This is a genomic window from Bradyrhizobium sp. AT1, from assembly GCF_001590795.1.
In the GTDB taxonomy this organism is placed as follows: Bacteria; Pseudomonadota; Alphaproteobacteria; order Rhizobiales; family Xanthobacteraceae; genus Bradyrhizobium.
The window spans coordinates 1,862,044-1,874,531 of record NZ_JXDL01000001.1 but is presented as its reverse complement, the minus strand read 5'-3'; the positions used below and the strand labels follow the sequence as shown (position 1 = coordinate 1,874,531).

Here is a 12,488-nt window from a genome sequence, read left to right as displayed (position 1 = left end):
GCGCCGTCGGCGGTCTCGCCGGCGCCTCGTCGTCGGTCTCGATGCAGGCCTCCGGCGAGGCTTTAGTGGATCTTGATATCGTTCAGCGGAAGATGGAGCTCGCTGGCGCGCTCTTCGCGATCCTTCTTGCGGAACTCGTTCTCCTTGCGCTCGAACTTGACCATCTCCTCATGCGCCGCCTCAAGCATGGGATTGCGCCTGGTCGTTTCGCGATGCTTGTCTTCGGTCATGACTGAAGTCCCCAGAGTTGCGGTCTCATCCTGAAGAAGACCCCAGACCGCGAAAAGGTTCGGTGCCGTACGATTGCGGAATTATGACGGCGACCCGCAGCCGCGTCTTTGACGGCAGTCAGCTCTGGTCGGGCAACGACGTCGCGGCTGCTCTGCTATTTCGGCGGTTGCAGGCCGGGGGATTTGACCCAGTCGTGCAGATGATTGGCCATTTCGGCCTGGCGGGCCTTCTTGAGCAGAGCGTCGCGCTCGGGACCAGGGGGAAGCCTGGAGGCGTCGTCCTTGACCTGCTTCACCCATGCGGAAAGCCGGTCTTGAAGGGTCAGCTGTTGCTTGAAACGTCGTCGCTTGAACATGGCACGCCCGTGTCCGTGTGAGCAAAGCGGGAGCGCAATCGGCGTTCTCATCACCGATGGCGGCACCCGGCCCGTGCGGTGATGATTGGATTAGGATCCACAAATGGAACGGTGTCTGTTCAGTTGTGCACATAGGGTGGGCGGGGGTGGGCAACACCCCAAACCCAGGCGCTGGCCGAAATAAGCCAGCCGAGACTTAAGATTAGCACCGTCGGAGAACTCTTCCCTTGATGCGGATTGGCTGGACCATGTTGATTTGCCTGGTAGTGGGTTTGGCTCTCGTGTTGTTTGCGAAGCCAAATTGTTTCGCAGGTACTGCGCGCCTAACACTAACTGGCTGGGCATGTGTTGCCGATGGGCCGCCGGTTGCACGGACAGCGGGTGAGTGACCGGAAAAGCGTGGCAGCTGGTCTCTTGATGTTCGGGCGCCAAAAATACGGCCAACCCCCCAAATCCCCAAAAGAACATATTGCGAACCTAGAACAAATGGGGTACATTGGTTTTATCGCCGCGCTGCCTCGCCAATCGTTTGTCCCGCACCCGAATCCTCGCCATAAGGAGCACGACCCAATGTCCGCCACTGCCCTGCGTATCGTCGAAGGATCTTCCATGGACAAGAGTAAAGCTCTGGCCGCCGCGCTCTCCCAGATCGAGCGCCAGTTCGGCAAGGGCTCGGTGATGAAGCTCGGCAAGAACGACCGCTCGATGGATGTCGAGGCGGTCTCGTCCGGGTCCCTCGGGCTCGATATCGCGCTCGGCATCGGCGGTCTGCCGAAGGGGCGTGTCGTCGAGATCTACGGGCCGGAATCCTCGGGCAAGACCACGCTGGCGCTGCACACGGTGGCGGAAGCGCAGAAGAAGGGCGGCATCTGCGCGTTCATCGATGCCGAGCACGCGCTCGATCCGGTCTATGCGAGGAAGCTCGGGGTCAACATCGACGAACTCCTGATCTCCCAGCCCGACACCGGCGAGCAGGCGCTGGAAATCTGCGACACGCTGGTGCGCTCGGGTGCGGTGGACGTTCTGGTGGTGGATTCGGTCGCGGCGCTGGTGCCGAAGGCCGAGCTCGAGGGCGAGATGGGCGATGCGCTGCCGGGCCTGCAGGCCCGTCTGATGAGCCAGGCGCTGCGCAAGCTGACGGCGTCCATCAACAAGTCCAACACCATGGTGATCTTCATCAACCAGATCCGCATGAAGATCGGTGTGATGTACGGCTCGCCCGAGACCACCACCGGCGGCAATGCGCTGAAGTTCTACGCCTCGGTCCGCCTCGACATCCGCCGCATCGGCGCGATCAAGGAGCGCGACGAGGTGGTCGGCAACACCACGCGCGTCAAGGTCGTCAAGAACAAGCTGGCGCCGCCCTTCAAGCAGGTCGAGTTCGACATCATGTATGGCGAGGGCGTCTCCAAGATGGGCGAGATCCTCGATCTCGGCGTCAAGGCGGGCATCGTCGAGAAATCCGGCGCCTGGTTCTCTTATGACAGCCAGCGTCTCGGCCAGGGCCGCGAGAATTCGAAAGCGTTCTTGAAGGCCAACCCTGACATCACCGCCAAGATCGAGACCTCGATCCGCCAGAACTCCGGCCTGATCGCCGAGCAAATTCTCGCCGGCACGCCGGAGCGTGACGCCGACGGCGAGGAGCCGGCGGAGGAATAAGACTAAACGCGAAAGTTTTTCGCGAGGAGCGGGCGCTGAAGACGTTGAGTTGCCGACGTCGTCAGCGCCCGTTTCGTTTTGTGGCTAAGCTGCGGTTTGTCTGCCCCACGCTCGTTGGACATGATGGAGCAGTTGTGAATGGACGTTTTGGATTATTGGCATCCGACCATTGATTGGGCACGCTTTGATCAGGGCGATGTCTCGGATCAGATGTGGACGGCATTTCGGCAACTTGTCCAACTTTGCCATTGCGTCGAACATTGGCGCGAGAGCCATCGTGCGCTAGGCCTGACCCGACCGCCTGCGCCGTACTACACACCAGAGAGTCGTCACTATCGGAAAAAGCGATTGGACGAATGGAAGCGGCCTAGCCAAGCGGCTGAAAATCACATGCATCGCGCTGCTCATCTTGCGGACGACAAAGTGGCAGAAATGTCCTGGCTTATCGGCCCAAACGATCAAGGCAAGCCAGATTGGAAGCTCTATTTTGCTTCCGCTCTATCGATAGGTAGATCACTTGGACATCTGCGAGCACGATACAAGGCTGTTGCCTTCGCCCAATTCGAATCGAATGCACTTTCTGATCCCGATCCAAGCCGCACCGCGAGTGAATGGCTAGAACGAGCGGGCTTCACCGGCCAGCGACCGATGTTGTAGCGGCCGAGCGTGGATTAGGAGCGGATAATGCGCCGCGTCATCGATCAGGATACTGGCAAGCCATACTATCTCGACTATACGGACGAACTGCTCAAAGAGCTTGAAGCGCACCGTCAAACAGCTTGTGATCACGCTCAAACAGAGATTCGACGGCGCAAGAACCGTGGCGGCGCGTTTCTCCTCCAACGACAGTGCATTGCGTGCGGAGCATCAGTCGGTTCAGCGATAAAGCAGACGGCTGATCTAAGAGATTGTGGGGCTTGGTCGGAAGGGCAAGAAGAAAATCATATCGCAAGCCGGAACGCAGCGCTTGAAGCGATCTATCAAAAACATGTTCGCAAACAAAAAGAGCACGAAGGGATATTCGGACGAAAGTACGACACCTATCTAAAGTCACCAGAATGGCAAGCCAAACGAACCAAGGTGATGGAGCGGGCTAAAGGCCTCTGTGAAGGGTGCCTAGAGCGCAAGGCGACCCAGGTGCACCATCGAACCTACGAGCACATTTTCGAAGAATTTATGTTTGAGCTTGTCGCCGTGTGCGATGAATGCCATGCGCGTTTACATCCTGAAAAGGAAGGCAACGGAGAAACCTTCGATCTCGAAGCGGAGTGGCATGACGGTCATCCCTGTGACGGTTGCCGTCACGGTGGCGAAGAAGAAAATAGGCGATGGTGTTTCATCTTGGATAAGCTTGCCGCTGACGCGCTAGTCGAGGGCGGCGGTTGCGGGCCAAACCACGATAGCTTTGAAGAATTGCGTTAGCCGCTCTAAGAACCGTAGGGTGGATTAGCCGCAGGCGTAATCCACCATCGTTCGTTTCCGCGAAGCAGAAGTGGTGGGTTACGCAGGCGACGGCGCTTCGCGCTGCCGCCTGCTAACCCACCCTACAAAACCCTACTCCGCAGCTTGCGCGTAATCGCTCACCGGCGGACGGCAAGTGCCGTAGGGTGGGCAAAAGCGCGCTAGCGCCGTGCCCACGATCTTTTCCTGATTGAGACGGAAGGTGGGCACGCTGTGCTTTGCCCACCCTACGAGACCTCCGTCGCGTCTCACTCCGCGGCTTGCGCGTAATCGCTCACCGGCGGGCAGGAGCACACCAGGTTGCGGTCGCCATAGACGTTGTCGACGCGGCCGACCGGGCTCCAATACTTGTCGGTGCGCGAGCTGCCCGCGGGGAAGCAGCCTTCGGCGCGGGTGTAGGCGCGCGTCCAATCATCGTCCGCGATGTCGTGCACGGTGTGCGGAGCGTGGCGCAGCGGCGAGGCTTCGATCTTGAAGCGGCCGGCCTCGACCTCGGCGATCTCCTTCCGGATCGCGATCATGGCGTCGCAAAAACGATCCAGCTCCGCCTTGGATTCCGATTCGGTCGGCTCGATCATCAGCGTACCCGGCACCGGGAAGCTCATGGTCGGGGCGTGGAAGCCGTAGTCGATCAGGCGCTTTGCGATGTCGTCCACGGTGACGCCCGACGTTGTCTTCAGCGGCCGGGGATCGACGATGCACTCATGGGCGACGCGGCCCTTTTCGTTCTTGTAGAGCACCGGGAAGTGCGGATCGAGACGCGCTGCGATGTAATTGGCGTTGAGGATCGCGATCTCCGTGGCCCGCTTCAATCCTTCGCCACCCATCATCAGGATGTAGATGTAGGAGATGGTCAGGATCGAGGCCGAGCCGAACGGTGCAGCCGAGACCGGGCCGACCGGTGCGCCGCCGTTGGTCGCCGGATGACCGGGCAGGAACGGCGCCAAATGCGCCTTGACGCCGATCGGGCCCATGCCGGGACCGCCGCCGCCATGCGGGATGCAGAAGGTCTTGTGCAGGTTGAGATGGCTGACATCGGCGCCGTAATCGCCGGGCCTGGAGAGGCCGACCTGCGCGTTGAGGTTGGCGCCGTCGAGATACACCTGGCCGCCGTGGCTGTGCACGATGTCGCAGATCTCGCGAATGTGTTCCTCGAACACGCCATGGGTCGAGGGATAGGTGATCATGACCGCGGCGAGGTCGTTCGAATGCTTCTCGGCCTTGGCGCGGAGATCATTGACGTCAACGTCGCCGTTCTTCTCGCAGGCGACGACCACCACGTCCATGCCGACCATCGCGGCCGAGGCCGGATTGGTACCGTGGGCGGAGGAGGGGATCAGGCAGATCTTGCGGTGGCTCTCGCCGCGCGCGGCATGATAGCCGCGGATCGCGAGCAGCCCGGCATATTCGCCTTGCGCGCCGGAATTCGGCTGCAGCGAGATCGCGTCATAACCGGTGATGTCGCACAGCCACTTCTCCAGACGTGCGAACAGCGCGTGGTAGCCCGCGGCCTGCTCGCGCGGCACGAACGGGTGCAGCGTCGCGAACTCCGGCCAGGTCAGCGGCATCATCTCGGTGGTCGCGTTCAGCTTCATCGTGCATGAGCCCAGCGGGATCATGGCGCGGTCGAGCGCGAGGTCGCGGTCTGAGAGTTTGCGCATGTAGCGCAACATCTCGGTCTCCGAGCGATGCGCCTGGAAGACCGGATGCGTCAGGAACGCGGTGGTGCGCTTCAAACCGTCCGGCAGCGCCTCGCGCGTCTCGGCGTCGATCTCGGCATAGGCGAGTTGGCCGCCGAACGCGCGCCACACCGCTTCGACCGTCGCCGGCGTCGTGGTCTCGTCGAGCGCAATGCGCAGGCTGGTGTCGCCGATGCCGAGATTGATTGTCTCGGCCGCGGCGCGCGCGACGATTTCGGCGCGCTTGGCGCCGGCATCGACGCTGAGCGTGTCGAAGAAACTGTCGGACTGCAGCGCAAAGCCGAGCTTGCGCAGGCCGGCCGCGAGCACGGCGGTGCGGCGATGCACGTTGCGCGCGATCTGCGTCAGCCCCTCGGGGCCGTGATAGACCGCGTACATCGAGGCGATCACGGCGAGCAGAACCTGCGCGGTGCAGATGTTGGAGGTCGCCTTCTCGCGGCGGATGTGCTGCTCGCGGGTCTGCAGCGCGAGGCGATAGGCCGGCATGCCGCGCGAATCCACGGAGAGGCCGACGATGCGGCCGGGCAGCGAGCGCTTCAGCGCGTCGCGCACCGCCATATAGGCCGCGTGCGGTCCGCCGTAACCCATCGGCACGCCAAAACGCTGGGCAGAGCCGATCGCGATGTCGGCACCCAGCTCGCCCGGGGGGGCGATCAGTGTGAGCGCCAGCAGATCGGCAGCGACGATCGCGAGCGCGCCCTTGGCCTTCAGCGTGGCAATCGCGGGCCTGAGGTCGCGCAACGCGCCCGAGGAGCCCGGATATTGCAGCAGCGCGCCAAGCACGTCCGATTTGTCGAGGTCGGTGAGGGGATCGCCGACGACCAGGGTCCAGCCCAGCGGCTCGGCGCGGGTGCGCATCACCGCCAGCGTCTGCGGATGCACGTCCTTGTCGACGAAGAAGGCTTGCGCCTTGACCTGCGAGTGCCGCTCCGCCAGCGCCATGGCTTCGGCCGCCGCGGTGGCCTCATCGAGCAGCGAGGCGTTGGCGACGTCGAGCCCGGTGAGGTCGCAGATCATGGTCTGGAAGTTGAGCAGCGCTTCCAGCCGGCCCTGGCTGATCTCGGGCTGATAGGGCGTGTAGGCCGTGTACCAGGCCGGGTTCTCCAAGATGTTGCGCTGGATCACCGCGGGCAGGATCGTGCCGGAATAGCCTTGGCCGATCAGCGAGGTGAAGACCTGGTTCTGCCGGGCCAGCTCGGCCATGTGCGCGATCGCCTCGGTCTCGCTGAAGGCTTTGCCGAGATCGAGCGGAGCGGCCTGCCGGATCGAGGCCGGCAGCGTCTCCGCCATCAGGGCGTCGACGCTTTTGGCGCCGACGGTCTCCAGCATGGCGGTGACATCGCGCACTGAGGGGCCGATATGGCGGCGAACGAAACTGGCGGCGGTGTCGCCGTTGGTCTTGCGGTGCGCGGTCATCATGGGTCCTCGCTAGGAGTTCTTGTCGTGCCCCGCGAAGGCGGGGCACCCGGTAAACGCAGGCGTTCGTGATCGAGCCGTTGGGCCGCGGCGTACTGGATCGCCCGCCTGCGCGGGCGATGACACCGAGTATGGGGCGGCCGTTCGCTTCATCTCACGCCGTATGTGCCTTGTAGGCGGCTTCATCCATGAGGCCGCCGAGCTCGCTTTTGTCGGCGATCTTGATCTTGAAGAACCAGGCCTTGCCTTGCGCGTCAGAGTTCACCAGCGCCGGCTCGGCTACGAGCTCGGCATTGGTTTCGAGCACTTCGCCGGTGACAGGCGCGTAGACGTCGGAGGCGGCCTTGACCGATTCCACCACCGCGGCGGCTTCTGCCTTCTTCAGGGTGCGGCCGACCTTGGGCAACTCCACGAACACGACGTCGCCGAGCTGTTGCTGCGCGTAGTCGGTGATGCCGACGGTCGCGATATCGCCATCGATGGCGAGCCATTCATGGTCGGAGGTATACAGCGTCGTGGTCATTGTCTCGTCCTCAGCGTTTGTAGGTGTTTTTCACGAAGGGCATCGCGGCGACGGTGAGCGGCAGCCGCTGGCCGCGCACCTCGGCGAACAGTTTGGTGCCGAGCGCGCTCAGGTTCGTGGGCACGTAGCCCATCGCGACCGGCGCATTCAGGCTCGGGCCGAAGCCGCCCGATGTGACTTGTCCGATTGGCTCGCCGCCCGCGTCATTCGCGAACAGCAGCGCGCCTTCGCGTACCGGCGCGCGGCCCTCGGCGCGGAGGCCGACGCGGCGGCGGGAGGCGCCGTTGTCGAAATGAGCGAGGATTTTTTCCGCGCCGGGAAAGCCGCCCGCGCGCGCGCCGCCGCTGCGGCGGCTCTTCTGCACCGACCATTCCAGCGCGGCCTCGACCGGCGTGGTCGCGGTGTCGATGTCGTGGCCGTAAAGGCAGAGCCCGGCTTCCAGCCGCAGGCTGTCGCGGGCGCCAAGCCCGATCGGCAGCACATCAGGGTTTTCGAGCAGCGTCTTCGCGAGCCGCTCGGCATCGGCGGCCGGGACGGAAATCTCAAAACCGTCTTCGCCGGTGTAACCGGAGCGCGAGACGAAGCACTTGATGCCGGCGACCTCTTGCGGGCCGGCATCCATGAATTTCATCGCGGGCGCTGCTGCACATAATTTCGCCAGCGCGGCTTCCGCCTTGGGGCCCTGCAGCGCGATTAGCGCGCGGTCTGCGAGGGACTCGATGACGCAGTCACCGGACAGATTCGCGCGCAGATGCGCCTCGTCCTCGGCCTTGCAGGCGGCGTTGACGACCAGGAACAGGTGATCGCCGAAATTGGCCACCATGAGATCGTCGAGAATGCCGCCATCGGCATTGGTGAACTGGGCGTAACGCTGCCGCCCCGGCGCGATCGCCACGATGTCCTGCGGCACGAGCCGTTCCAGCGCGCGGGCGGCGTCCTCGACCTTGCCTGACTTCGGCAGCAAGCGGAGTTGGCCCATATGGGAGACGTCGAACAGGCCGGCGGAGGCCCGGGTATGGAGGTGCTCCTTCAGCACGCCCGCGGGGTATTGCACGGGCATGTCATAGCCCGCGAACGGCACCATCTTGCCGCCCAGGGAGACGTGAAGGTCGTAAAGGGGCGTTCGTTTCAGGGAGTCTTGGTCGTGCGCTAGCATCTTGGGGGCCCTCGGCGGTTCCCCGGGGACGATTCCCCAGAGGACACCAGTCGAAGCCCCATCTGTCGCTGTGCCTGAGAGTATTATCCCGTCGGCGGACGCTGTCCGGGCCTTATGCCCGTCGGCGCCTCTTTCCAGATGCTGTCAAAGCCACGCGGTCCTTTTGCCTGAGAGTTTCCGGGGCGGTTGCTCCTTCGGCGCCGGCTGCCTAAAGCCGGTCTCTCCCGACGTGGCCGTACGATACAGATGGGTACAGACCACAGGCTGGCCAAGCCTGTCAACGCGTCCGCGCGTCCTATCCAACGGGATTGAGCGGCTGCGGCAACCCTCTGATCTCCCTGCACAGTTTCTGGACAGGAAAGCTGGCCTTGTCTAAAAGCGCTTTGGCCCGCAGATATCAGCCTTAACGTTACGGTTTGGATGGCGAGAAGCGGGTCCTAAAGCACGATGAGAGTCATCGCGCTTTAGCTCTTTGTTTGAGCATGATCTTTCCGGAAAACCGCTTCGCACTTTTCCGGATCATGCTCCAGCACACCCGATTGGATGAACATGAGCGGCGTCAACGAGATCAGGTCGACCTTTCTGAACTTCTTTGCCGAGAACGGCCACGAGATCGTGTCGTCCTCGCCCCTCGTGCCGCGCAACGACCCGACCCTGATGTTCACCAATGCCGGCATGGTGCAGTTCAAGAACGTCTTCACCGGCGTCGAGAAGCGGCCCTATCAGCGCGCCACCACCTCGCAGAAATGCGTGCGCGCCGGCGGCAAGCACAACGACCTCGACAATGTCGGCTACACCGCGCGCCATCTCACCTTCTTCGAGATGCTCGGCAACTTCTCGTTCGGCGACTATTTCAAGGAGCGCGCGATCGAGCTCGCCTGGACGCTGATCACCAGGGAGTTCGGGCTCAAGAAGGACAAGCTGCTGGTTACCGTCTACCACACCGACGACGAGGCGGCGGGGCTGTGGAAGAAGATCGCGGGGTTCTCCGAGGACCGCATCATCCGCATCCCGACCTCGGACAATTTCTGGGCGATGGGCGACACCGGCCCGTGCGGCCCGTGCTCGGAGATCTTCATCGACCGCGGCGAGCACATCTGGGGCGGACCGCCGGGCTCGCCGGAAGAGGACGGCGACCGCTTCCTCGAATTCTGGAATCTCGTGTTCATGCAATACGAGCAGGTGACGAAGGAGGAGCGCGTTGACCTGCCGCGTCCCTCGATCGACACCGGCATGGGCCTGGAGCGCATGGCCTGCATTCTGCAGGGCGTCGAGAGCGTGTTCGAGACCGATCTGTTCCGCCATCTGATCGACGCGACCTCGTCCGCGCTCGGCAGCGGGCCGAACGAGCAGAACGTCGCCTCGTTCCGCGTCATCGCCGACCATCTGCGTTCCTCCGCCTTCCTGGTCGCGGACGGCGTGCTGCCCTCGAACGAGGGCCGCGGCTACGTGCTGCGCCGGATCATGCGCCGCGCCATGCGCCATGCGCAGCTTTTGGGCGCCAAGGAGCCGCTGATGCATCGCCTCGTCTGGGCGCTGGTGCGAGAGATGGGCCAGGCCTATCCCGACCTGATGCGCGCGGAGAACCTGATCGAGGAAACGCTGCGGCTGGAAGAGACCCGCTTCCGCAAGACGCTGGTCCGCGGCCTGTCAATTCTCGACGAGAAGAGCGCGTCCTTGAAGAAAGGCGACATGTTCGACGGCGACGTCGCCTTCACGCTCTACGACACCTATGGATTTCCGTTGGACCTGACGCAGGACGCGCTGAAGTCGCGAGGCATCGGCGTCGACCAGGCCGCGTTCACCGACGCGATGGAGCGGCAGAAGGCCAAGGCGCGCGAGTCCTGGAAGGGCTCGGGCGAGGCCGCGTCTGAGGCGATCTGGTTTCCGCTGCGCGAGAAGCTGGGTGCGACCGAATTCCTGGGCTACGAGACCGAGAGCGCCGAGGGCGTGGTGTCGGCGCTGGTGAAGGATGGTGCCGAGGTCACGAGCCTCAAGGCTGGCGAGACCGGCGCGCTCGTGCTGAACCAGACGCCGTTCTACGCGGAATCAGGCGGCCAGGTCGGCGACACCGGCGTGCTCACGGGCGAGGGGGGCATCAAATTCCGCGTCACCGACACGCAGAAAAAGCTCGGCGATTTCTTCGTGCATGTCGGCACCGTCGAGAGCGGCGAAGTGAAGCTCGGCACGGCGCTGCAGCTCGAGGTGGATCATTCCAGGCGCTCCTCGATCCGCGCGCATCACTCGGCGACGCATCTCATCCACGAGGCGCTGCGCCAGGTGCTGGGCGATCACATCGCCCAGCGCGGCTCGATGGTCGCGCCGGACCGGCTGCGCTTCGACTTCGTACATCCGAAGCCGATCACGGCCGAAGAGCTCGCCCGCGTCGAGGACATCGCCAACGAGGTGGTGCTGGAGAACGACGAGGTCACGACGCGCGTGATGGGCGTCGACGAAGCGCGCGAAGCGGGCGCGCGCGCGTTGTTCGGCGAGAAATACGGCGACGAGGTCCGCGTCGTCTCGATGGGCCGAACGGCGCGCGAGCGCGGCGCCAATGCGCTCGGCTGGTCGGTCGAGCTCTGCGGCGGCACCCATGTCAGGCGCACCGGCGATATCGGCCTGATCACGCTGACCGGCGAGAGCGCGGTCGCCTCCGGCGTGCGCCGCATCGAGGCGCTGACCGGCAATTACGCGCGCCGGCACGCCAACGACACCATGGCGCTGGCGAAGACCGCGGCGAACGAGCTGCGCACCTCGCTCGACGACGTCCCGGCGCGCATCACCGCGTTGATGGAGGAGCGCAAGAAGCTCGAGCGCGAGCTCTCCGATGCCCGCAAGAAGCTGGCGATGGGCGGCGGCGCATCATCGAGCAGCGGCGCAGCCGCGGGCGTGCGCGAGGTCGGCGACGTCAAGCTGATGGCGCGCGCGGTCGAGGGCATCGAGATGAAGGATCTCAAGAGCCTCGCCGACGAGGCCAAGAAGCAGATCGGCTCCGGCGTCGTCGCCATCGTCGGCGTCACCGAGGACGGCAAGGCCGGAATCGTGGTCGGCGTCACCGCCGATCTCACCGCGCGCTTCAACGCCGTGAACCTCGTGCGCGTCGCCTCCGAGGCGCTCGGCGGCAAGGGCGGCGGCGGCCGGCCCGACATGGCCCAGGCCGGCGGCCCCGACGGCGCCAAGGCGACCGAGGCGCTGGCGGCGATCGAAAAAGCGATCGCGGGCGCTTGAGCGCCATGCGCCCCGGTCCGCGAGGGCGTGGGCTTCGCGATCCCGACTTAAGGGATCGCCTCTATGAATTGCTGGAGCACGACCCGCTGGCCTATTCGGCGGGGTCGCGCTTCATCAAGTTCATCATCGGAATCGTCGTGCTCAACGTGGCCGCGATGATCCTCGCCTCGGTGCCGGAGCTGGACGCGCAGTTCGGCGCGCTGTTCTCGGCCATCACCGCGCTGTCGGTGATGGTGTTCGCGGCGGAATATGCCGCGCGCCTGTGGACCGTGGCCGGCCACACCCAGCGCAAGGGGTCCGCGCTGTCCGACCGGCTCGGCTACGTCTTCTCGACGCTCGGCATCATCGACCTCATGGCGTTCCTGCCGGCGGCCATCGTGCTCGCGAGCGGCCGGCACGCGACGCTGGCGGCGCTCGGCGTGCTGCCGTTCTTCAAGCTGATCCGCTATTCGCCGGCGATGCGCTCGCTGCTCGCCGCCGTGCATGCCGAGCGGCGGGCGCTGATCGGCTGCATCGTCATCCTGATCGGCGCGGTCCTGACCTTCGCCTCGCTGCTCTACGCCATCGAGCGCGACGTGCAGCCGGACAAGCTCGGCACCATCCCGCAGGCGATGTGGTGGGCGATCGTGACGCTCGGCACCGTCGGCTATGGCGACGTCGTGCCGGTGACGGCGCTCGGCAAGCTCGTCTCCACCTTCGCCATCATCTCGGGTTTTGCCATGATCGCGCTGCCGGTCGCGATCATCTCCACCGCCTTCG

At 64.2% G+C, this 12,488-nt stretch carries 10 protein-coding genes and 1 riboswitch; of the genes, 5 read left to right on the top strand and 5 right to left on the bottom strand.

The window, feature by feature from the left end; genetic code table 11:
* Positions 1-62: 62 nt before the first annotated feature.
* Together SE92_RS35730 and SE92_RS34870 are read right to left on the bottom strand one after the other, a co-directional pair.
* Positions 63-230, bottom strand: a complete 168-nt coding sequence (locus SE92_RS35730) for a hypothetical protein (protein ID WP_198172588.1) — start codon at positions 228-230, stop codon at positions 63-65.
* Between the two features lie 155 nt (positions 231-385).
* Positions 386-586 carry a hypothetical protein gene (locus SE92_RS34870; protein WP_084251777.1) on the bottom strand — a complete coding sequence of 67 codons (201 nt, stop codon included), beginning with the start codon at positions 584-586 and terminating at the stop codon, positions 386-388.
* 570 nt (positions 587-1,156) lie between these two features.
* Here SE92_RS34870 and recA point away from each other — a divergent pair.
* From recA to SE92_RS35720, 3 genes are all read left to right on the top strand, one after another.
* Positions 1,157-2,245, top strand: coding sequence for a recombinase RecA (gene recA, locus SE92_RS09040; RefSeq protein ID WP_063195387.1), 1,089 nt, complete (start codon positions 1,157-1,159; stop codon positions 2,243-2,245).
* 138 nt (positions 2,246-2,383) lie between these two features.
* A complete protein-coding gene (locus SE92_RS35725; protein WP_157095234.1) occupies positions 2,384-2,902 on the top strand; it encodes a hypothetical protein in 519 nt (172 codons plus the stop codon).
* 27 nt (positions 2,903-2,929) lie between these two features.
* Positions 2,930-3,667 (top strand): hypothetical protein, encoded by a 738-nt coding sequence (locus tag SE92_RS35720; RefSeq protein WP_157095232.1) that lies wholly within the window; start codon positions 2,930-2,932, stop codon positions 3,665-3,667.
* A 287-nt stretch (positions 3,668-3,954) separates the two neighbouring features.
* Here the strand turns inward: SE92_RS35720 and gcvP are convergent, their stop codons facing one another.
* The 3 genes from gcvP to gcvT all read right to left on the bottom strand — a co-directional run bounded on the left by gcvP (position 3,955) and on the right by gcvT (position 8,501).
* The gene (gene gcvP, locus SE92_RS09030; protein WP_063203413.1) at positions 3,955-6,822 is read right to left on the bottom strand and encodes an aminomethyl-transferring glycine dehydrogenase; all 2,868 of its coding nucleotides are present in this window, start codon (positions 6,820-6,822) and stop codon (positions 3,955-3,957) included.
* Positions 6,823-6,976: 154 nt separating this feature from the next.
* Positions 6,977-7,345: a glycine cleavage system protein GcvH gene (gene gcvH, locus SE92_RS09025; protein WP_063195385.1), complete on the bottom strand. Its 369-nt coding sequence runs from the start codon at positions 7,343-7,345 to the stop codon at positions 6,977-6,979.
* A gap of 10 nt (positions 7,346-7,355) precedes the next feature.
* Complete coding sequence (gene gcvT / locus SE92_RS09020) at positions 7,356-8,501, bottom strand: glycine cleavage system aminomethyltransferase GcvT (RefSeq protein WP_063195384.1); 1,146 nt, start codon at positions 8,499-8,501, stop codon at positions 7,356-7,358.
* A 146-nt stretch (positions 8,502-8,647) separates the two neighbouring features.
* Positions 8,648-8,738, bottom strand: a riboswitch (glycine riboswitch).
* Positions 8,739-9,050: 312 nt separating this feature from the next.
* Between gcvT and alaS the strand changes: the two genes are divergently transcribed.
* Both alaS and SE92_RS09010 read left to right on the top strand, forming a co-directional pair.
* Positions 9,051-11,729 (top strand): alanine--tRNA ligase, encoded by a 2,679-nt coding sequence (gene alaS, locus SE92_RS09015; protein WP_063203412.1) that lies wholly within the window; start codon positions 9,051-9,053, stop codon positions 11,727-11,729.
* A gap of 5 nt (positions 11,730-11,734) precedes the next feature.
* A partial coding sequence (locus SE92_RS09010; RefSeq protein WP_198172912.1) for an ion transporter occupies positions 11,735-12,488 on the top strand: 754 nt, incomplete at its 3' end.

What these genes read in the sequence shown, in the direction of transcription:
- SE92_RS35730 (WP_198172588.1), bottom strand. Translation starts at nt 230, where the DNA reads ATGACCGAAGACAAGCATCGCGAAACGACCAGGCGCAATCCCATGCTT.
- SE92_RS34870 (WP_084251777.1), bottom strand. Translation starts at nt 586, where the DNA reads ATGTTCAAGCGACGACGTTTCAAGCAACAGCTGACCCTTCAAGACCGG.
- recA (WP_063195387.1), top strand. Translation starts at nt 1,157, where the DNA reads ATGTCCGCCACTGCCCTGCGTATCGTCGAAGGATCTTCCATGGACAAG.
- SE92_RS35725 (WP_157095234.1), top strand. Translation starts at nt 2,384, where the DNA reads ATGGACGTTTTGGATTATTGGCATCCGACCATTGATTGGGCACGCTTT.
- SE92_RS35720 (WP_157095232.1), top strand. Translation starts at nt 2,930, where the DNA reads ATGCGCCGCGTCATCGATCAGGATACTGGCAAGCCATACTATCTCGAC.
- gcvP (WP_063203413.1), bottom strand. Translation starts at nt 6,822, where the DNA reads ATGACCGCGCACCGCAAGACCAACGGCGACACCGCCGCCAGTTTCGTT.
- gcvH (WP_063195385.1), bottom strand. Translation starts at nt 7,345, where the DNA reads ATGACCACGACGCTGTATACCTCCGACCATGAATGGCTCGCCATCGAT.
- gcvT (WP_063195384.1), bottom strand. Translation starts at nt 8,501, where the DNA reads ATGCTAGCGCACGACCAAGACTCCCTGAAACGAACGCCCCTTTACGAC.
- alaS (WP_063203412.1), top strand. Translation starts at nt 9,051, where the DNA reads ATGAGCGGCGTCAACGAGATCAGGTCGACCTTTCTGAACTTCTTTGCC.